Source organism: Xanthomonas sp. BRIP62411, assembly GCF_003993525.1.
Taxonomy (GTDB): domain Bacteria; phylum Pseudomonadota; class Gammaproteobacteria; order Xanthomonadales; family Xanthomonadaceae; genus Xanthomonas; species Xanthomonas euroxanthea.
Map to the genome: position 1 here is coordinate 315726 of NZ_QEZI01000011.1, position 20536 is coordinate 336261.

16 protein-coding genes are annotated in these 20536 nt (G+C 62.8%); 12 read left to right on the plus strand and 4 right to left on the minus strand.

What is annotated here, in order from left to right; translation table 11 throughout:
- Positions 1-7: 7 nt before the first annotated feature.
- The 5 genes from EO139_RS21670 (at position 8) to EO139_RS09435 (ending at position 4887) form a co-directional block, all read left to right on the plus strand.
- The gene (locus EO139_RS21670; RefSeq protein WP_228903386.1) at positions 8-856 is read left to right on the plus strand and encodes a cytochrome c; all 849 of its coding nucleotides are present in this window, start codon (positions 8-10) and stop codon (positions 854-856) included.
- 70 nt (positions 857-926) lie between these two features.
- Positions 927-1469 (plus strand): DUF411 domain-containing protein, encoded by a 543-nt coding sequence (locus EO139_RS09420; RefSeq protein ID WP_080955570.1) that lies wholly within the window; start codon positions 927-929, stop codon positions 1467-1469.
- A gap of 76 nt (positions 1470-1545) precedes the next feature.
- Positions 1546-3936, plus strand: a complete 2391-nt coding sequence (locus EO139_RS09425; protein WP_081280536.1) for a heavy metal translocating P-type ATPase — start codon at positions 1546-1548, stop codon at positions 3934-3936.
- A 28-nt stretch (positions 3937-3964) separates the two neighbouring features.
- The gene (locus EO139_RS09430) at positions 3965-4279 is read left to right on the plus strand and encodes a hypothetical protein (RefSeq protein ID WP_049395166.1); all 315 of its coding nucleotides are present in this window, start codon (positions 3965-3967) and stop codon (positions 4277-4279) included.
- 74 nt (positions 4280-4353) lie between these two features.
- Positions 4354-4887 (plus strand): DUF305 domain-containing protein, encoded by a 534-nt coding sequence (locus EO139_RS09435; protein ID WP_065031431.1) that lies wholly within the window; start codon positions 4354-4356, stop codon positions 4885-4887.
- Here EO139_RS09435 and hutG read toward each other — a convergent pair.
- The 4 genes from hutG to hutC are packed head-to-tail and all read right to left on the minus strand — an operon-like array spanning position 4884 to position 9802.
- Positions 4884-5822 carry a formimidoylglutamase gene (hutG, locus tag EO139_RS21675; protein WP_231110600.1) on the minus strand — a complete coding sequence of 313 codons (939 nt, stop codon included), beginning with the start codon at positions 5820-5822 and terminating at the stop codon, positions 4884-4886. The genes EO139_RS09435 and hutG overlap by 4 nt on opposite strands.
- A gap of 20 nt (positions 5823-5842) precedes the next feature.
- Positions 5843-7381, minus strand: coding sequence for a histidine ammonia-lyase (hutH, locus tag EO139_RS09445; protein ID WP_196768843.1), 1539 nt, complete (start codon positions 7379-7381; stop codon positions 5843-5845).
- Positions 7378-9060: a urocanate hydratase gene (gene hutU / locus EO139_RS09450; protein ID WP_206514017.1), complete on the minus strand. Its 1683-nt coding sequence runs from the start codon at positions 9058-9060 to the stop codon at positions 7378-7380. Before hutU ends, hutH begins: the two co-directional genes overlap by 4 nt.
- 16 nt (positions 9061-9076) lie before the next feature.
- Entirely contained in the window at positions 9077-9802 is a 726-nt protein-coding gene (gene hutC, locus EO139_RS09455) for a histidine utilization repressor (RefSeq protein WP_046932594.1), read from the minus strand.
- A gap of 157 nt (positions 9803-9959) precedes the next feature.
- On the opposite strand from hutC, the gene EO139_RS09460 reads away from it, so the two are divergent.
- The 7 genes from EO139_RS09460 to EO139_RS09490 all read left to right on the plus strand — a co-directional run bounded on the left by EO139_RS09460 (position 9960) and on the right by EO139_RS09490 (position 20526).
- Positions 9960-10352 carry a CopL family metal-binding regulatory protein gene (locus EO139_RS09460; RefSeq protein ID WP_074053011.1) on the plus strand — a complete coding sequence of 131 codons (393 nt, stop codon included), beginning with the start codon at positions 9960-9962 and terminating at the stop codon, positions 10350-10352.
- A 183-nt stretch (positions 10353-10535) separates the two neighbouring features.
- Positions 10536-13190 (plus strand): TonB-dependent receptor, encoded by a 2655-nt coding sequence (locus EO139_RS09465; protein ID WP_206514015.1) that lies wholly within the window; start codon positions 10536-10538, stop codon positions 13188-13190.
- A 26-nt stretch (positions 13191-13216) separates the two neighbouring features.
- Positions 13217-13948 carry a PepSY domain-containing protein gene (locus EO139_RS09470; protein ID WP_206514014.1) on the plus strand — a complete coding sequence of 244 codons (732 nt, stop codon included), beginning with the start codon at positions 13217-13219 and terminating at the stop codon, positions 13946-13948.
- On the plus strand, positions 13945-15771 hold the full coding sequence (locus tag EO139_RS09475) for a PepSY domain-containing protein (RefSeq protein ID WP_126945633.1): 1827 nt from the start codon (positions 13945-13947) through the stop codon (positions 15769-15771). The genes EO139_RS09470 and EO139_RS09475 overlap by 4 nt, the downstream gene beginning before the upstream one ends.
- 86 nt (positions 15772-15857) lie before the next feature.
- Positions 15858-16454, plus strand: coding sequence for a sigma-70 family RNA polymerase sigma factor (locus EO139_RS09480; protein WP_206514013.1), 597 nt, complete (start codon positions 15858-15860; stop codon positions 16452-16454).
- On the plus strand, positions 16451-17392 hold the full coding sequence (locus EO139_RS09485) for a FecR domain-containing protein (RefSeq protein ID WP_126945630.1): 942 nt from the start codon (positions 16451-16453) through the stop codon (positions 17390-17392). The genes EO139_RS09480 and EO139_RS09485 overlap by 4 nt, the downstream gene beginning before the upstream one ends.
- 98 nt (positions 17393-17490) lie before the next feature.
- Positions 17491-20526 (plus strand): TonB-dependent receptor, encoded by a 3036-nt coding sequence (locus EO139_RS09490; RefSeq protein WP_126947579.1) that lies wholly within the window; start codon positions 17491-17493, stop codon positions 20524-20526.
- The last annotated feature ends 10 nt before the right edge of the window (positions 20527-20536 follow it).

The window sequence follows — 20536 nt, forward strand, 5'->3', positions numbered from 1 at the left end:
ACTGACAATGAAATCCAACAAGAAGATGTGGGTATGGCTCGGCGCCGGCGTGGCATTGGTTGCGGTGGTCGCAACCGCCGCGGTCTCTCTGGGCGTGTACAACGTGGCCGCTGATGATCCGCATAGTCGCCCGGTGTATGCGCTACTTGAAACGGCGCGTGAGCGTTCCATTGAGGTGCGCGCCGCCAAGCTTCAGGTACCCACGAACCTGGATGATCCTGAGCGTATCCGCCAGGGTGCGGGCAACTACAACGCTATGTGTGTGACCTGTCATCTTTCGCCAGATGCGGCGGCCACCGAGATGAGCAAGGGTCTGTACCCCGCGCCACCAAACCTAAGCAAGCACCCGGTGGGTCCAGCTGAGGCGTTCTGGGTGATCAAGCACGGCATCAAGGCCAGCGGCATGCCTGCGTGGGGCGGCAGCATGGACGATGAGTTCATCTGGAACATGTCGGCCTTCCTGCAGAAGCTGCCCAAGCTGGACAAGGCCGGCTACCAGGCGTTGGTAGCCAGCAGTGATGGCCATTCACACGGTGGCGGTGAGACCGGCGGGCACTCGCATGGCGAGGAAGCGGGTGCAGATCACCATGGCGGCGGTGATAGCGAAGAGATGGGTGATGGCCATGGCCATGGCCAGGGGCATGAAGCAGGTGGCATGGGCATGGACATGAGCAAGCCTAAGGAAGGCACCACGCATGTGCATGCCGACGGCAAGACGCACGTGCATGCGGCCGAGCCGGCAAAGCAACCTGCGCAGGCCAAGTCCGAGGGCGAGCACGATCAGCACGGCTCCATGCCAGCCAAACCAGCCGAGCCAGCTCCCAAGGCCGATGACGGCCACGATCACCAGCATTGATCCCTTCATGGAGCTGCCCCGGCTCCACGCCCGAGCGCCTCGGCGCTCGGGCATCTCTTAAGGAAGCATGATGAACACTTCACGCAGCTGTCTCTTTCTGCTGGCCACGGCCTTGTCGCTGACCGCATGCGCGCGCCCCGAATCGGCTGTCAATTCAGAGGCGGCATCGGACGCCCAATCTCCGACATCGGCGGCTGCGCAGCAGGTCACTCAACCGCAGCGTCCGTTGCCGTTGGTCAAAGTACATAAGAGTGCGACCTGCGGTTGCTGCCAACTGTGGGTGGAGCATCTGGAGAAAGCAGGTTTTACGGTTGAGGTGCACAACAGCGAAGACCTCAACCCGATCAAGGCGCGCTTGGGCGTTCCCTATGGACGCGGCTCGTGCCATACCGCCGAGATCGATGGCTACATCGTCGAAGGTCATGTGCCGGTGCAGGACATCCTGCGCCTGCTGCGTGAGCGCCCGGTAGGCCGTGGATTGGTGCTACCGGGGATGCCTGCCGGTTCTCCTGGCATGGAGATGCCCGACGGACGCGTTCAACCCTATACGGTGGAGTTCGTACTGCCCGATGGCACCACGCAGCCTTACGTCCTGCACGGTCAACGCAGCTGACAGTTTGCTCGCGATCCCTTCTTCCAGACCAGAGTGATCCATGTCCCCTCATTCCCACGATGAAGCCGGCAAGGCGATGCCGCAGGGTGCCAGCGATGGTCCAGACTCGGTGCGTGATCCGGTATGCGGTATGCAGGTCTCCGCGGCTAGAACGCCGTACCACGCCCTGCATGGCGGAACGAAGTATCACTTCTGCTCAGCCAAATGCCGAGAGCGGTTCATCACCAGTCCCGTCCGCTATACGGACGATGCTCCCCAGCAAGTTGAAGTGACCGCCCCAGCAGCGGTGGCCCAACCCAGCGGTACCCACGCCACGGTCTACACCTGCCCGATGCATCCGCAGATTCGTCAGCCAGGTCCCGGCACCTGTCCGATCTGTGGCATGGCGCTGGAGCCGGAGATGCCCTCGCTGGAGGAGGACGACAATCCGGAGTTACGCGATTTCACCCGAAGGTTCTGGTGGACATTGCCCTTGACCTTGATCGTCCTGGTCTTGGCCATGCTGGGACACCGTCTGCCCGGCTCGTCCACGCAGGCGCGCACCTGGATTGAGCTCGTGCTGAGCGCTCCAGTGGTGCTCTGGGCGGGGTGGCCATTCTTTGAGCGCTGCCTACAGTCCATCGGCAATCGCAGCCCCAACATGTGGACGCTGATCGGCATCGGCGTGGCCGCCGCGTTTGGCTACAGCGTGGTGGCCACCGTTGCACCGGGCCTGTTTCCGGACTCTTTCCGCGAGCATGGACGGGTAGGGGTCTACTTCGAGGCGGCAGCGGTCATCGTCTCGCTCACCCTGCTCGGACAGCTGCTGGAACTGCGGGCGCGTTCCAAAACCTCGGCGGCCATCAAGTCCCTGCTGGGATTGGCGCCCAAGACGGCTCGCCGCGTCAAACCCGATGGGGGCGAAGAGGACGTTGCGCTGGATCACGTGCACGTGGGTGACCTGCTTCGCGTACGACCGGGCGAGAAGGTGCCGGTCGATGGGGAGGTCATCGAAGGCCGCACCAGTGTCGATGAGTCGATGCTGACCGGTGAACCCATTCCGGTGGAGAAGGCTGTCGGTGATCACGTTATAGGCGCCACGCTCAACGGGACGGGCGCCTTGGTCATCCGGGCGGACAAAGTCGGATCCGGGACGGTACTGGCGCAGATTGTGCAGTTGGTAGCCCAAGCCCAGCGCTCCCGCGCGCCGATGCAGCGTATGGCGGACAAGGTGGCGTACTGGTTTGTCCTGGCCGTGCTGGCCACGGCGGTGCTCACGTTCTTCGGATGGGGTCTGTTTGGACCCGAACCGTCCTGGACTTTTGCCGTCCTCAATGCCGTATCGGTTCTGATCATTGCGTGCCCGTGTGCCCTGGGTTTGGCTACCCCCATGTCGATCATGGTCGCCACTGGCCGCGCTGCGCAGGTCGGGGTCCTGTTCCGCGATGCTCAGGCGATCGAGCAGCTACGTCTGATCGACACGTTGATCGTGGACAAGACCGGTACGTTGACCGAGGGCCGTCCAGCCTTTCGCGACACGCTCTCCTACGCCGGTTTCGATGCCGATCAGATCCTTAGCTTGGCTGGCAGCTTGGAGCAGGGCAGTGAGCATCCCTTGGCCGAGGCCATCGTGGCGGAAGCCCAGCGACGTGGCTTGAACCTGGTGGCCGCCCAAGATTTTGATTCGCTCACCGGTCAAGGCGTTCGCGGGCGCGTGTCCGATCAGGATGTGGTGCTTGGCAACCAAAGCTTGATGGCATCGGTAGGGGCTGATGTTGCGCCCTTGCAGAGCAGCGCCGAGCGTCTGCGCAAGGAAGGCGCCAGCGTGATGTTCCTGGCGGTCAATGGACGATTGGCCGGCGCCATTGCGGTAGCAGATCCCATCAAAGTCACGACTTTGCCTGCCTTGAACCTGCTACGTGCCGATGGCCTGCACGTGGTGATGGCCTCCGGTGACGCACAGGCGACGGCCGAGGCCGTGGGGCGCACGCTGGGCATCGAGGATGTGCGTGGCGGCGTCAAGCCGCAGGACAAGGCCGAACTGGTCCAGCAACTCAAGGCCCAGGGTCGTCGTGTGGCCATGGCTGGCGACGGCATCAACGATGCGCCGGCCCTGGCGGCAGCCGATGTGGGCATCGCGATGGGGACGGGCACGGATGTGGCCATGTCCAGCGCCCAGCTCACCCTGGTCAAGGGTGATCTGAGGCGCATCGTGCAAGCCCGTGCCATCTCGTCTTCGACGGTGGCCAACATGAAGCAGAACCTGGGCTTCGCCTTCGTCTACAACGCCATCGGCGTGCCTATCGCCGCCGGCCTGCTGTATCCCAGCTTCGGCCTTTTGCTCAGTCCGATGATGGCGGCCCTGGCCATGAGCCTGAGCTCGGTTTCGGTGGTCACCAATGCCTTGCGTTTGTCCGGCTCCACCGTTGTTGCCACCTCCCCCCCTGACCGCGCCGATGAGCCTGCGCGCGGCCATTCCTGTCACTGATGGCTCATATCCCACAAGGAGTACTGCAATGAAGCGTTATGCCTCCCTCTCGATGATGGCCCTGTTTCTGATGGCGGGCGCGGCCTTCGCCGGCGGCCAGACCACCACGCCCACCACCGACCACGGTCAGCACAAGCCGATGGACCACAAGAAGCAGGAGCATGGTCAGCACAAGCCGGCCGCGGCCGATGCCGATTTCACCAAGCTCGATACCAACAAGGATGGTGCGCTGTCCAAGGAAGAACTGGCCAAGCACAAGCTCGCGCCGCACTTCGGCATGCTTGATGGCAACAAGGACGGCAAGCTGAGCCCGCAGGAATTCGCTGCCGGCAAGGGTATGTAACTGCTATCTCCCCGGGGGCTGGTTCCTTGGCCCCCGGGATTCGGCGATGTTCTGCCATTCCCACGGAGATCGACATGTCTTCTTCGCACGGTAAGCACGAAAGCACGCACACGCAGCATTCAGAGCAACACGCCTCGCACGGAAGTTCCGGTCAGACGCATCAGGGCCACTACGGTCGCCTGCTGCTGATGATGGCCTTGTCGTTCCTGGCCATGTACGCCCTGATGTATGCCATGGTCGATCAGTGGGCCAACGTCTATAACAACGTCAACCAGTTCTACATGGCGGGCCTGATGGCCGCGCCGATGCTGTTGATCGAGCTTTGGCTCATGTCCAGCATGTACCCCGATCGTCGGCGTAATCTGATCCTGGCCGGCGTGACCGTGGCGTTCATGCTGTTCTGCTGGTGGGGAATTCGCACGCAGGCCGCGGTGACAGATCGGCAGTTCATCCGCTCCATGATTCCCCATCATGCCGGCGCCATTCTGATGTGCGAGGAAAACCGCCTGAAGGATCCCGAGCTGGTCAAGCTCTGCCAGGAGATCATCACCTCGCAGAAGCAGGAGATCGCCCAGATGAAACAACTTCTGGCTGAGCGCTCCCGCTAGCTCACTGCCTTTTGCCAGCCGGTATCACCCCACTGAGCCTGCGCGCTGACCATGCGGTGGATCAAGCGCGCAGCCACACGTGCGGTGGCCTGATCCGGATCCAGGGGCGGACACAGTTCCGCCACGTCGACCACACGTACCTTGCCCGAGGCCATGACCAGATCCAGCAGGGCTTCCAGGACCTCCAGATTCACCCCGCGTGGGTTGGGGGCACTCACGCCCGGGGCCACCGCCTGTGGCAGCACGTCCAGGCACAGCGTCAGGTAGATAACGTCAACCGCATCACACCACGCACGCAGAACCTCAGCCTGTGCCTGCCAATTCCAGGTGCACAGCACGTCATCGGTGAGGTAATGGGCGCCTTCGCGGTTGGCCGTGGCGAATAGACGCGCCGTGTTGCTGGATCGACTTACACCGATGCAGTGATACCGCAGCGGGGAGCGAATGCTGCGGGCATGCTCCAGTGCCTGCAGGAAGGGCGTGCCCGAGCTTGCACTGCCTTGCTCGCGCAGATCAAAGTGTGCATCGAAGTTGAAGATGCCGATGCGAGCTTTGGATGCGCCCAGGTGTCCGCGCAGTGCGGCGTAGCTGGCATACCCGATCTCGTGGCCGCCGCCCAGACCAATCACCCAATGCCCCTGATCCAGCAGTTGCTGCGCTCGATGGGAGTAGTGGGCCTGCGCCAGCTCCAATGCCTGATCCACGCAGGTGATGTCGCCCGCATCGTAGAGCGGAGCACAATGGAGCACAGGCAGGTTGGCCAAGGCGTTGCGAAGTGCACCGGGCCCTTGTGCGGCGCCCAGGCGGCCGGCGTTGCGACGAATCCCTTCATCGCTGGCAAATCCCAGCAGGGCAATGCCGGGCGCCTCAGGCTGCGGGTCCAAGGCCACCCTTTGGTGCCAGCGTTGCGTATCGGCGGTCGCCGGCAGGTCCACGCGTCCGTGCCAAGCCAGATTCACGCGCGCAGATCCTGCAGCGGCCAGTCCAGGAACGCGCGCAAACCGCCCCGCTCGATCAAGGCTTCCATCGCCTGCATTTCCGGCGCCAGATAGCGATCCTCATCGTAGCGGGGCACCTCGCTACGCACCTGCGCATGCACTGCCTCCAATGCTTGCGAAGACGCCAGTGGCCGCCTGAACTCGATGCCTTGGCAGGCGGCGAGCAGTTCGATGGCCACAATCCGGCGCACGTTGTCGGCCACCTCGCGCGACTTGCGCGCGGCGAAGGTGGCCATGCTGACATGGTCCTCCTGATTGGCCGAGGTGGGCAGGGAGTCCACACTGGCCGGGTGGGAGAGGGTCTTGTTCTCGCTGGCCAGGGCGGCCGCGGTCACGTGCGCGATCATGAAGCCGGAGTTCACGCCCGGATTGGCGACCAGGAAGGCGGGTAACCCGGAGATCGTGGCATCGATGAGTAGGGCGATGCGCCGTTCCGACAGGGCGCCAATCTCGGACACCGCCATCGTCAGCTGGTCCGCGGCAAAGGCTACCGGTTCGGCGTGGAAGTTGCCGCCGGAGATCACCTCGCCGGTGTCGGTGAACACCAGCGGATTGTCGGAGACTGCGTTGGCTTCGGTCAGCAGCACGTGGGCGGCGTGCTGCATGACATCGCGCACCGCCCCCATGACCTGAGGCTGACACCGAAGGCTGTAAGGGTCTTGCACGCGGGTGTCGTTGTGAAGGTGCGATTGGCGAATGGCGCTGCCGGCCAGCAGTCGCTGGTAGTGCGCGGCCACTGCTATCTGGCCGGGCTGGCCACGCACGGCGTGGATGCGCGGATCGAACGGAGCATCGGAGCCGCATGCCGCATCCACGCTCATCGCGCCCGTTAGCACGGCGGCCGCATAGACTTGTTCGGCGGCAAACAGCGCCATCAGCGCAATGCCCGTGGACACTTGGGTGCCGTTGAGCAATGCCAGCCCTTCCTTGGCTGCCAGTCGGATGGGAGCGATCCCGGCATCTTGCAGGGCCTGGCTGGCCGACAGGATCTGCCCGTCGACACGTACCTGGCCTTCGCCCATGGCCGCCAAGGTCAGATGCGCCAAGGGGGCCAGATCACCGGATGCACCGACTGAGCCTTGGGAGGGAATACAGGGCCAGATCCTGGCGTTGTAGATCGCGATCAGGGTAAGCAGGGTATGCTCGCGTACACCGGAGTAGCCTCGCGCCAAAGAAGCGATCTTGGTGGCGAAGATCAGGCGCACGCAGGCATCGTCGAGCAATGGCCCCATGCCCACGGCGTGCGAGCGCACCAGGTTGGTTTGCAACTGTTCCAGTTGCTCGCGCGGGATATGGACTTTGGCCAGCTTGCCAAAGCCGGTGTTGATGCCATAGGCCGGCTCGCCGGCGGCCACGATGGCCTGCACGGCCTGCGAAGAGGCGCGGACGTTGTCCCAGCAATCTGCGTCCAAGGCGATGGGATCAGTCCCGTGCGCGATCTGCCGCAGTTGGGCCAACGTCAGCTGGCCCGGTGTCAGAGTAAGCATGCGATTCACTCCAGAATGGCCGGCAAGGTCAGGCCATGCTCACGGGCACAGGCCAGTGCCTGCTCGTAGCCCGCGTCGGCGTGGCGCATCACGCCCGTTGCCGGGTCGTTCCACAACACACGCGCCAGCCGGCGATCGGCTTGCTCGGTGCCATCGCACACGATGACCACGCCTGAGTGTTGCGAGAAGCCCATCCCGACGCCGCCGCCATGATGCAGGCTCACCCAGGTCGCACCGCCACTGGCAGCCAGCAGCGCGTTGAGTAGCGGCCAATCCGAGACCGCATCGGAGCCATCGCGCATGCCTTCGGTTTCACGGTTGGGGCTGGCTACCGAGCCGCAGTCCAGATGATCGCGTCCGATGACGATCGGTGCTTTGAGCTCGCCATTGCGCACCATTTCGTTGAAGGCCAGCGCGGCCTTGTGGCGCTCGCCCAAGCCCAACCAGCAGATCCGTGCGGGCAGACCTTGGAAGGCAATGCGCTCGCGGGCCTGGTCCAACCAGTGGTGAAGATGCGTGTTGTCAGGAAACAGTTCCTTGACCTTAGCATCGGTCTTGTAGATGTCTTCTGGATCCCCGCTCAGGGCCACCCATCGGAACGGGCCCATGCCGCGGCAGAACAGCGGACGGATACAGGCGGGCACGAAGCCGGGGAAGGCAAAAGCATTGTCCACGCCCTGATCCAGCGCCACCTGGCGGATGTTGTTGCCGTAATCGATCGTCGGCACGCCCATGGCGTGGAAATCGAGCATCGCGCGCACATGCGTGGCACACGAGGCCGCGGCAGCCTGCGCCAGCTCGCGTCGCTGACCATCGTCACCGCTGCGGGCCTGCTCCCACTGTGAGAGGGTCCATCCGGCGGGCAGATAGCCATTGATCAGATCGTGCGCCGAGGTCTGATCGGTCACCGCATGGGGGCGGGCGCCGCCACTACGTGCAAGGGCGACGAACTGCGGCAGCAGTTCGGCCGCATTGCCCAGCAATCCCACCGACACGGGGACTGGACTACTTTCAATGATCTGCAAGGCCTGCTCGATGGAGGTTGCCTTGTGATCGACATAGCGCGTGCGAATGCGAAAATCGATTCGCGACTCCTGGCACTCGATCACGATGCTGCTGGCCCCGGCCAAGGTCGCCGCCAACGCCTGCGCACCACCCATACCGCCCAAGCCGGCGGTAAGGATCCACTTGTTCTGCCAGTTGCCACCGTAGTGCTGGCGCCCCAACTCCACGAAGGTCTCGTACGTGCCCTGGACGATGCCCTGGCTGCCGATGTAGATCCAACTGCCGGCCGTCATCTGGCCGTACATCATCAAGCCCTTCTTATCGAGCTCGTTGAAGTGCTCCCACGTCGCCCAATGGGGGACGAGGTTGGAGTTTGCGATCAGCACGCGTGGCGCATCGGGGTGTGTGCGGAAAACACCGACGGGCTTGCCCGACTGGACCAGCAAGGACTCATCGTTCTCAAGCGATCGCAACGTTTCCAAGATGCGGTCAAAGCTTTTCCAGTCGCGCGCAGCACGACCGATGCCGCCGTAGACCACCAGGTCTTCCGGGCGCTCGGCAACATCGGGGTCCAGATTGTTCTGGATCATGCGGTAGGCCGCTTCAGTCAGCCAGCTCTTGCAGTGCAGCTGGGTGCCGATCGGAGCGCGAACGGTGCGCGCAGGGGAAGCGGAGCGTTCCAAGGTATCCATCAAATCCTCAAGGGGTCAGGGGGGCGCCAACCTGGAAGGTGCCCACAAAGCGGTAACGAGATGCCGGGTGAATCAGCCGCACAAAGCTGGCCACCTGTCCGCGCGACCACGTACGTCGGGTCAGCACCAGCAACGGATCGCCTTCGTTGATCTTCAGTTGCGCAGCCAGACGCTTGCTGGCCGTCTCGGCTTCAATCACATGTTCGGCGCGCTCCAGCGGCGCAACGCGCATCAAGTACTGATGCGGAATCTCGGTGTGGAAATCGATGTCCAGGTAATCCGGCGCCACGCTGGGTTGCACAAAGCGATCCTCCAACTGCACGGGCTTGTCATCGCTGTGGTGGAGCAGGCGGCTGTGGAACAGCTCCGTGCCCGGTGTCAGGCCGAAGTTGGTCGTCACACTGGAGCGCGCCTCGACCGTCTCGCAGATCAATACCTGGACCGAGTGTGTCTGGCCGCGGGACTGAATCTCTTCGCGAATGTTGCGCACCTCGAACATCGCCGATTCGGCCTTGGGCCCGGCGACGAACGTGCCCACGCCTTGCACTCGGGTCAGCACGCCGGCATCGGTCAACTCGCGCAGCGCTCGATTCACTGTCATGCGAGACAAGCCGAACTTGGCCGTCAGTTCGTTCTCGCTGGGGACGCGACTGCGCGCGGGCCAGTCGCCGTTGGTGATGTGACGCAGGATGAAGTGCTTGAGCTTCTGGTAGTGCGGCTTGGGTTCGTCCATGGGCCAAGCATTACATGTCTATACAACCAGTCCAACCACTTTCGATGCTGTGCTGCATAAGCAGTTGACACTAAGAATTTCCTCGTGCTATTGCTGTGGTATAGACAACCTGCGGGTTCGCCACACGCTCATGTCGTCGCTTCGTGTGCTACTGCGTATGTTCCTGATCCTCGTGCTCTGCGCGGATGGGATCCTGAGCGCGCAGGCCACCACGCGGATGGCCGTGCGGCATATTCCTCCCCCAGGTGCGGTGAATGGCACCCACTCGGTGCACGGCGGCGCGCGTGTCAATGAACGCGCCAAGATTAGTAACGATTGCAACAAAATTCGTCCCGGTGGCAAGCAAGCCGGGCAGGGTGATCAGAACGATCATCAGTGCGACTGCAGCACCACCTCCTGCGACTGCAGCTGTGTGCTCACCTTCTTCGCCGGGCGTGTGCCGGTCATCTTTGCCGCCCAGCACGCCCTGACGAGCACCTACCTACCTACGCCTGAGTTGCCGCCGCTGCGACGACAGGTATCCCGGCTGTTCCGACCTCCCATCGGCTAATGCTGCTTGGTCGCCATTGATTGGCGACGTCTACGCACGCCCTGATGTCGCATAGGCCCCCACGTCTGGGGCACCAGGGTCATACGCATGCATTGCCCTTCGGGGGAGAGAGAACCCATGTACTTCAAGCGCAATCCTTTGGCGGTATCCGTCGGTGCCCTTCTGTGCGCCGGTTTTTCCACGGTGGCTCTGGCTCAGCAGGCTGAACAGGGCGCCACGAGCGAGTCGGCCAAGACGCTGGACACCGTCCAGGTCACCGGCAGCCATATCAAGCGACTGCAGCTCTCCGGTGTTGGTCCGGTCAGCGTGGTGGATGCCGAAGCCATCGAGCGCTCCGGCGCCACTTCGGTGGAGACGCTGCTGCAGCGCCTGCCGGCCTCGGCCGGCTTTGCCGGCAGCCAGTCCAATGCCTACTGGGCCGAGAACGGCTACGGCACTACTCAGGTCAATCTGCGCGGCCTGGGCATTAACCGCACGCTGGTTCTGCTCAATGGTCGTCGTGTGGTCAATGGTGGCACCGGTGCCAACAGCTCGGTGGACCTGAACATCATCCCGGTAGCGCTGATCGAGCGGATCGAGGTCCTCAAGGACGGTGCCTCAGCCATCTACGGTGCCGATGCCGTGGCGGGCGTGGTGAACATCATCACCAAGAAGAACTACGACGGTGCCGAGGCGGCAGTGCGGTACGGACAGACCTTCGAAAGTGATGGCGAAGAAAAGTCGTTCGATTTCGCCTGGGGTATTACGTCAGACCGCGGTTCGTTGATGGCCGGCATCAACTACTCGGAGACCGGCACGGTCAACATGGCCTCACGCGCACCGTGCGGCTTGGGTGAGGTCGACGGGCAACTCGAATGTGTGGGCAGTTCGGCCACCATCGGTGGGCGCGCATTGCTAGCCGACGGCTCGCGCGTGAACTTCAATCAGGATCCCAATGGTGACGGGGATTTCTATGAACCGTATTCGGCGGCCAAACATAACTACAACGGCAATCCCTATCTCAATGCCGTCAATCCGATCAAGCGTTTGAGCTTCAGCCTGTTCGGCGACAGCACGGTGAATGAAACCACGCGCGTGTTCACCGAGTTGATGTTCACCAACCGCCAGTCCGACCAGTTGGCCACGCCCGGCAGCCTGGGTGTCTATCGCCCGATCAACATCGCGGCCAGCCACCCGACCAACCCGACCGGCCAAGACCTGCTGCTGCAGCGCCGCCGTCTGGAAGAGGCCGGCCCGCGCGAGTTCTTCCAGGAAACCAATACCTTCCGCGTGGTCGCGGGCATTGAAGGCCAGTTGGGCATGAACTGGGACTGGTCGGCCGCGCTGAACTGGGGGCGCAACACCGGTGTGGATGGCTCGACCAATGTGGCCAACCTGGACCGGGTGGATGACACGCTCAATACCGCGGTGTGCAGCAACACGCCCGGCGCGGCGATCCCCTGCGGTGACTATCTCGGCTACGGCGACCTGACCCCCGAGGTGCTCAACTACATCCTGTTCAGGACGCGCGATAACGGCGGTAATGACCAGAAAAGCTTCACCGCCAACATCAGCGGCCAGCTATTCGAGATGCCGGCCGGTTGGGTGGGCTTTGCCTCCGGCATCGAGGTTCGCAAGGAGCGTGGTTGGCGCGATCCTGATCCGCTGACGGTGCTGGGCATTGCCAACACGAACCAACAGGATCCGATCGCCGGTGAGTACACGGCCAAGGAAGCCTTCGCCGAGTTTGCCGTGCCGCTGTTGCAGGACAGCGTGATCGCCGAGAGCCTGACGCTCAATGCCGCGGTGCGTTACTCCGACTACGATCTGTTCGGCGAAGACGTGAACTACAAGGTGGGCCTGGATTGGCAGATCGTGCCGTCCTTGAAGGTGCGCGCCAACTACGCCACGGCTTTCCGCATCCCTAACATCCCCGAGCTGTTTGGTGGCGTGGCCGAGGGCAACCTGACCACGACCGATCCCTGTAGCGGCTGGAGCAGCTTGCCGGCTGATTCGGTAGTGCGTCAGAACTGCCAGGCGTACGGCGTACCGGCGGGCTACGTGCAGCCGGGCAACACGATCCTGACCACCTCCGGCGGTAATCCTGACCTGGAGCCGGAAGATGCCAAGTCCTTGACCGTGGGCGCGGTCTGGACCCCGCGCTTCCTGCCAGGGCTGACGCTGACGGTGGACTACTTCAACATCAAGATCGACAACGCCATCCAGCGTATCGATGGCTCAACCAAGCTGTCGATCTGCTACAACACCCCGGGCTTGGCGCATCCGTTCTGCGGCAATGACAACTTCACCCGCAACCCGATCACCGGTGAAGTGGACTTCCTGTCGTCCCAGCCGGTCAATGCGGCCAACGAGCGGGTACGGGGCATCGACCTGGGTGGTCTGTACGAGTTCGCGGTCGCTGGGTTCGATTCGACTTTGAGTGTGGATGTGTCCTATCTGGACCAGTACGACGTGCGGCCGTTCCCGGGCGCGGAGGTGATCGAGTACGCCGGCAAGATCACCGGTGGCCGTGGCAGCTTTACTCACTGGCGCGCCTTGACCTCGCTGACGATGGAGCGCGAAGCCTGGTCCGGCTCTTACAGCTTGCAGTACATCGGCAAGGCGGATGACATCAACGCCAGCCCCGGCGACATTGGCGATCATGCCCCCAGCGTGACCTACCACAATGTCCAGCTCAAGTACGCACCGAACAAGACCTTCGATGTGTCCTTCGGCATCGACAACCTGTACGACAAGAAAGCCCCGTTCATCCAGAGCTACACCGACGCCAATACCGACACGATGACGTATGACCTGCTGGGTCGTCGTTGGTATGCACGCGTGGGTTACCACTGGTAAGGCCCGCTTCACCTGCCCCCGTCCGTGTGACGGGGGCAGGTGTCGTCTTCCTGTCGAACGAGATCACTATGAAATCGGCTTTCTGGGCGCGTAAGGCCCACAAATGGATTGGCCTGATCATCGGCGTGCAAGCGCTGCTGTGGATGATCAGCGGCGTGTACATGACGGTCATTTCCTTGGACATCATCCATGGCGATCACCTGGCCCATGCGCATCAGCAACCGCTGGTCGCACCCACGCACTTGTCAGGTGAGGAGTTGCAGCGCCGCTACTCGGGCATGACCCAGGTCAAGCTCAAGCGCCTGCTAGAGCGGGATGTCTATGAAATCCATGCCCACGACAAGATTTACCTGCTCGACGCTACGACCGGCCATGTGCTCTCGCCGGGCGATCAGCAGATGGCGATCGCGCTGGCCAAGGCGGTGTACCAGGGCCAAGCGCCGGTAGCCCGGGTTGAATGGGTGACGCAGGCGCCGCAGGAAGTCGCCACCCGCCCGGTTCCCATGTGGGCCGTGCACTACGCCGATGCCGGTGAAACGACGTTGTACTTCTCGCCCTATAGCGGCGAGTTGCTGGCGCGGCGGCACAGCCTGTGGCGTTGGTTCGATTTCCTGTGGATGTTCCACATCATGGACTACGAGGCGCGCTCGGACGTCAACAACACTCTGTTGCGCGTGGCCTCGGCGGTCGGACTGGTGTTCGTGCTCAGTGGCGCCTGGCTGTTGTTCTACAGCTTCCGCAGGAGGGCCGCAGCATGACGCCCTGGATGAGAACGCTGCACAAATGGGTCGGCTTGATCATCGGCCTGCAGTTGCTGCTTTGGATGGCCAGTGGCGTGATGATGAGCTGGTTGGACCACGATCAGGTGCAGGGCCATCAGTTCCAGGCCCACGCGCATGCCGCGCATGACTGGCCCGCCAACGCCCGATCGCCGGCCAGCTTTCTGGGTGGCAACAAGAAAATCAGCCGCGTGAGTTCTGGCTGGCTGTTGGACACGCCGGTGTACCAATTGGCCGATGCGCAAGGTGTCACCTTGGCCAACGCCGTTACGGGCCAGCCGATCCCCTTGGATTCGGCCTGGGCCACCCGCCTGGCTCAGGCCTCCTACACCGGACCGGGCACGCTGAAAGCGCCGCGCCTGTTGGAGTGGAGCGGGGAGGTGCGCGATCACGAGGGGCGTCTGTGGCGTGTGGACACCGATGACACGCAGGACACCACGGTGTACCTGTCTGCCCAGACGGGCGAAGTGCTCTACCACCGCAACAAGACCTGGCGTCTGTTCGATGTGTTCTGGATGTTGCACATCATGGACTACACCGGGCGCAAGAACTTCAACAACCCGTTGGTGGTCACCGCAGCGATCGGCGGTCTGTGGTTGGCCCTGACCGGCATCTGGCTGCTGTTTGCCAGCTTCCACTGGAGCGAGTTCGTGCCGCGCCGCTGGCGTCCGGCCCGCGAGTTGTCGGTATTCGGTCCGGACGGGACACGGCTGCGCACCGTACGGGCGTCGGCAGGCGACAACGTCTACGTCGCGCTGGCACGCGAGGGCGTGCAACTGCCGTCCAACTGTGGAGGAGGGCAGAGCTGTGGCCTGTGCGAGGTGCGCTTCCGCGGCGCGGCGCCCAAAGCCACCGCGGCCGATCGCGCCCACCTGGGCGCCAGCAAGGTCAAGATGGGCTATCGCCTGGCCTGCAACCTGGCCGTGACGGAAGACACCGATGTCGAGGTGGCCGGCGGGGCAAGCCTATGGACCGAGTATGCGGCTACCGTGGAGCAGGTTACGGCGGTGACCCCGTTCCTGCGCGAGATCGTGCTCAAGCCCGACGAGGCTGCCGGACCGGAGTATCAACCCGGTGCTTACCTGCAGGTGCACGTGCCCGATTACGACGTGCCTGTTCACAAGTTGGTGCGACCCGAACACCACCATCAGGATTGGGCCGGCGTGGATCTGCCGGAAAAGCTGGTCAATCGCGAGCCGGTACGCCGGGCCTACTCCTTGGCCTTGCCCATTGATCAGGCGCAGGGTCGTCTGACGTTGCTGGCGCGCTTCAGTCCCGGCAGATCGGACAAGAAGCGGCAACCGCCGGGCAGGGGATCGACCTACCTGTACACGCTCTCCCCGGGGGATCGGGTTTCTTTCAGCGGCCCCTTCGGCGACTTCGCGCTCAAACCCCACGGGCGGGAGAAAGTGTTCATCGGCGGCGGCGCTGGCATGGCGCCGCTGCGCGCGATGATTCGGACGCTGTTGGCGGGGCAGGGCGGTGAGCGGATCCACTTCTGGTATGGCGCACGCAGCCTTAAGGAGGCGCCTTACATCGAGGAGATGGAGCAATTGGCCGGGCAGCACCCGAACTTTACCTGGCATCTGGTGCTCTCGGATGAGGCGCAGAACGACGATGCCCTCTTGCGGGGTCTGGTTCACGAAGTGGCCCATGATCGTCTGCTCAAAGCCCATCAGGCCCTGGCTGATTGCGAGTTTTACCTGTGCGGACCGCCGGCCATGCTCAAGGCCACCCGAGAGCTACTGAGCAGGCTGGGGGTACCCGACAGCCAGGTGGCGTACGACGACTTCAAGATCTGATCCCAGCACCCGCCGGCCCAGCAGGCCGGCGGGTGCTGCGGTGTACCGGATTTCCTGACCGCGCTCGTCCTAGTGAATGGACGTGCTTGAGCCTGCCCGATGAATCAGCGAGTACCCTGGTGACCACCGCACTGGATGAGTGGTTCATCGCCCATGTCTTGCCGCTGGAAGGCTTGATCCACGCCTTTCTGCGCCGGCATGGGCATGAGGACAGCGAGATTCCTGATCTTCGGCAGGAGGCTTACACACGCATATATGAAGCCGCGCGTCGGGGTCTGCCGTCGCAGGCCAAACCTTTTGTCATGACCACCGTACGCAACTTGCTCATTGATCGCATCCGCCGCTCACGCATCGTGTCCATTGAAGCCATGGCCGATGTCGAGCAGGCGGTGATGCAGAGCGATGAGGTGACGCCGGAGCGGCATCTGGGTGCACGCGATGAGTTACGGCGCCTCCAGCAAGGCTTGCAGAAACTGCCCGCCAAATGCCGGCAGATCGTCGAGCTTCGCAAGATCTACGGCTTGAGCCAACGCGAAGTGGCCAGCCGCCTGAGGATTGCCGAAGATACGGTGGAGCGCCAGACGTTGTTGGGCATGCGCGCATTGGCGGACTTCATGCTTGGCGGTACCGGCAAGATTCAGCGCCCGGCCCGGCGCTTCAACAAGGAACGTTCGCACCCATGAGCCCGCACAACGACATCGAACAAGTTGCTGCGCAGTGGATCAATCGCGCCCAATCTTCGCAGTGGACCGCGCAGGACCAGAGGCAGCTTGATGCTTGGTTGGGGCAGGATACGGCCCATCGTGTGGCCTGGCTTCGTTTGAAGTCGGTCTGGGATCGAGCCGATCGACTGGCGGCCGTGCGCGGCGTGCAATCACCCCGCACGCGGCGTTGGGCCTCACCGGTGCGTTGGTCAGCGGCCGCGGCGGTGGCAATGCTGGCCGTACTGCTGAACATGCCCTGGTGGGGGCCGGGTACTCGCTACACCACCGAGGTTGGGGGACGGGAAGTCGTGGCCTTGTCGGACGGTTCGCGGGTGGAACTGAATACGCACACCGAGCTCCGCGCGCAGGTGGATCCCTCGCTGCGCCATGTATGGCTGGACAAAGGCGAAGCCTTTTTCGACGTAAAGCCAGACCCTGCGCATCCGTTTGTGATCCATGCCGGCGACCACAAGGTGGTGGTCTTGGGAACGAAGTTCTCCGTCAGGCAAGAGCGCGAGCGCCTGGAAGTGGCGGTGCTGGAGGGCAAGGTGCGCGTCGAGCCGATGGTGGCCAAGCCCGGCCGGCCGCCGGTGATAGTGCGAGGCGGGGGACTGCTGTACAGCAAGCCGGCGGGCACGCTGGTGGCGGTAAACGCTCAGGACAAAGTGCGCCGGTCCTTGAGCTGGCGCCATGGAACCCTGGAGTTCGATCAAACCACGCTGGCGGATGTGGCGGCCCAGTTCAATCGCTACAACGACAAGCAGTTGGTGCTGATGGATCCGGAAACGGCCCACATGCGTGTGGGCGGCAGCTTCGATGCCACAGGTGTCGATGCCTTCGCACGTCTGCTGGCCACGGGCTTCAACCTGCGCGTCGAGACGCAGGGGGATCAGATTCGCGTCTCCCAGCCGCAGTGAGACGCCCACAGACATCAATCTGAAATATTTCATACCGGAAGCGTGCCGTCCTCTCGTCACAGATATCAGGCCGATTCGCGCCGACCTGGGGAAAATGCATGGCACGTACGAAAGTGGCGAGGACAGCGTTGGCTGTCATGTGTGGTCTGGTCATCGCGGCCTCCGCCGCTGCACAAACGAGCAGTTTTGATATTCCCGAAGGGGACCTGAAAGTCGCGCTGGAAGCTTATGCCCGGCAATCGGGCGTTCGTCTGGTCTACTTGAGCGAAGACGTTCGTGATCGACGCACCGCAGGCGCACGCGGGGACATGTCCCAGGATGCAGCGCTGAACCGCGTGCTCGCCGGCACGGGACTGACGGTCAAGCGTGATCAAAGCGGCGCGCTGGCGATCGTGCGAGAAGGAGCCAACACGCCGAAGCCGGCGCGCAACGCACCGTCCTCCGGTGTAGGGCAAGCCGGTCCGGATGCCTACAGCGCCTCCCTCTCCGGTGGCGCCGACGCCTCTGCGCCGTCGACCGCTTCACCCACCACCTTTGATGCGGTCCAAGTGACCGGCAGTCACATCAAACGCGCTCAGATGTCCGGTGTGGGACCCACCACGGTCATCGATGCCGAGACTATCCAGAGCTCCGGTGCTGTGTCGGTAGAGACGCTGCTCCAGCGCTTGCCTGCATCGGCCGGTGCAGCCGGCTCGCAATCCAACAACTTTTGGACGGGAAACGGTAACGGCACCACCCAGATCAACCTGCGTGGCTTGGGCGTTAACCGCACTTTGGTGCTGCTCAACGGCCGACGCGTAGTCAACGGTGGTACCGGCGCCAACAACTCGGTGGATCTCAACGTGGTGCCCTTGGCCCTAGTTGATCGCATCGAAATCCTGAAGGACGGCGCATCTGCCATCTACGGTGCCGATGCCGTAGCCGGCGTGGTGAACATCATCACGCGCAAGGAAATGGATGGCGTGGAGCTATCCACCCGGAACGGTCAGACTTTCCAGGGTGATGGCGAGATCGGCTCCTTCAACCTGGCCTTCGGTACCACCGGCGAGCGCAGCTCAATGTCTGGCGCCCTGACTTATGCCGAAAGTGGCACCATCACCATGGCCTCGCGCGCGCCGTGCCCGCTGGGCGTAGTGGCGGGCACGCTGCAGTGCGTGGGCAACTCATCCACCATCGGCGGTCGTGCACGCTTGGCCGATGGGCGGGTAGTCAACTTCAATCAGGATCCCAATGGAGATCCGCGCTCTTACGAGCTCTACGATCCCGCCAAGCACAACTACAACTACAACCTGCTGCTCAATGCCGTCAGCCCGATCAAACGCATTGGGCTTAGTGGCTTTGGCCAGTTCGACCTGACTGAGAACACGCGCCTTTTCACCGAACTGATGGCGACCAATCGCCAGTCCAACCAGCGTGCCTCGCCCAACACCCTGGGCGTCTATCGCACGATCCGGATTGCCGCCACGAATCCGACCAACCCCACCGGCCAAAACCTGACCTTGGAGCGCCGTCGGTTGGAAGAGGCTGGAGCGCGCATCACCGAGCAAGAGGTCGATACGTTCCGCACCGTGCTAGGGCTGGAAGGGCAGTGGGGCGATAACTGGGCATGGAATGTGGCGTTGAACTGGGGGCGCAATTCGGCCACAGACAGCTCGACCAACATCGCCAACCTGGATCGGGTAGAGAACACTCTCAACACCAGCCTGTGCAGCAACACACCAGGGGCGGCTATTCCGTGCGGCAACTACCTGGGCTACGGCAACCTGACTCCCGAAGTGCTGGATTACATCCTGTTTACCCAGCGTGGATCCGGTGGCAATAGCCAGCAAGGGGTGAGCGGCACGGTCTCCGGTGCCTTGTTCGATCTGCCTGCCGGTAGCGTTGCGTTTGCCTCGGGCGTGGAGTTTCGCAAGGAACGGGGATGGCTGTACCCAGATCCGCTGGTAGTCAACGGCAGCGCCAACATCGTGCGTCAGGATCCGATCGAAGGTGAGTACTCGGCAAAGGAAGCCTTTGTCGAGTTTGCCGTCCCGCTGCTGCAGGACGTCCCGTTGGTGGACTACGCAACCCTGAACCTGGCCGGCCGCTACTCCGACTACGACCTGTTCGGCAGTGACACCAACTACAAGGTGGGGCTGGATTGGCAGGTGGCCGAACCCCTCAAGATTCGTCTCAACTACGCAACGGCTTTTCGTATCCCCAGCATTCCGGAGTTGTTCGGTGGCATCGGTCAAGGCAGCCTGACTACGCTGGACCCGTGCAGCAACTGGAGCACGTTACCGGCCGACTCGGTCATTCGGGCCAACTGCCAAGCCGCGGGCGTGCCGACCAACTTTCGTCAGTTGGGCAACACTATCCTCACCACGACAGGCGGCAATCCCGACCTCAAGCCTGAAGATGCGCGAACCTTCACGGCAGGCTTTGTGTGGACCCCAGGGTTTGCGCCGGGACTGACGCTCACGGCCGATTACTACCGTATCCGCATCGAGAACGCGATCCGTAGCATTGAAGGGTCGGTCAAGCTGCGTGCGTGCTACACCACGCCGAACTTGGCCCATCCGTTCTGCTCACCGGCCAACTTTACCCGTGATCCGGTCACCGGTGAGGTCAACTACCTCTCGTCCCAGCAGGTCAATGCGGCCAGCGAGGAATCCGAAGGCGTGGATATCGGCGTGCTATATCAGTTCGATGTGGCCGGCTGGCAGGCCAGCGCGAGTCTGGACGCTTCGTATCTCGAGCGTTATGACGTCACTCCCTTCGCCGGTGCTACCACCATTGAGTACGCCGGCAAGATCACCAGCGGCTTGGGTAGCTACACCCAGTGGCGTGGCTTGGGCTCACTGCGCATGGGCAAAAACCGTTGGACCGGCGTCTATTCGGCGCAGTACATCGGCAGCGCTGACGACATCATCGCCGTGCCCGGCACGATCGGCTCGCATGTGTCCAGCGTGGTGTACCACAACCTGCAACTGAGCTACGGCATCAAGAAGAAATGGGACATCTCCGCCGGCGTTGAAAACCTGCTCGATAAGAAGGCGCCGTTCGTGCAGAACAACCCCAACGCCAACACCGACACCATGACGTACGACTTGCTGGGTCGTCGCTGGAATGTCCGCTTTGGTTACCACTGGTAAGCCACGATCC

What these genes read in the sequence shown, in the direction of transcription:
- EO139_RS21670 (WP_228903386.1), top strand. Translation starts at nt 8, where the DNA reads ATGAAATCCAACAAGAAGATGTGGGTATGGCTCGGCGCCGGCGTGGCA.
- EO139_RS09420 (WP_080955570.1), top strand. Translation starts at nt 927, where the DNA reads ATGAACACTTCACGCAGCTGTCTCTTTCTGCTGGCCACGGCCTTGTCG.
- EO139_RS09425 (WP_081280536.1), top strand. Translation starts at nt 1,546, where the DNA reads ATGCCGCAGGGTGCCAGCGATGGTCCAGACTCGGTGCGTGATCCGGTA.
- EO139_RS09430 (WP_049395166.1), top strand. Translation starts at nt 3,965, where the DNA reads ATGAAGCGTTATGCCTCCCTCTCGATGATGGCCCTGTTTCTGATGGCG.
- EO139_RS09435 (WP_065031431.1), top strand. Translation starts at nt 4,354, where the DNA reads ATGTCTTCTTCGCACGGTAAGCACGAAAGCACGCACACGCAGCATTCA.
- hutC (WP_046932594.1), bottom strand. Translation starts at nt 9,802, where the DNA reads ATGGACGAACCCAAGCCGCACTACCAGAAGCTCAAGCACTTCATCCTG.
- EO139_RS09460 (WP_074053011.1), top strand. Translation starts at nt 9,960, where the DNA reads ATGTTCCTGATCCTCGTGCTCTGCGCGGATGGGATCCTGAGCGCGCAG.
- EO139_RS09475 (WP_126945633.1), top strand. Translation starts at nt 13,945, where the DNA reads ATGACGCCCTGGATGAGAACGCTGCACAAATGGGTCGGCTTGATCATC.
- EO139_RS09485 (WP_126945630.1), top strand. Translation starts at nt 16,451, where the DNA reads ATGAGCCCGCACAACGACATCGAACAAGTTGCTGCGCAGTGGATCAAT.
- EO139_RS09490 (WP_126947579.1), top strand. Translation starts at nt 17,491, where the DNA reads ATGGCACGTACGAAAGTGGCGAGGACAGCGTTGGCTGTCATGTGTGGT.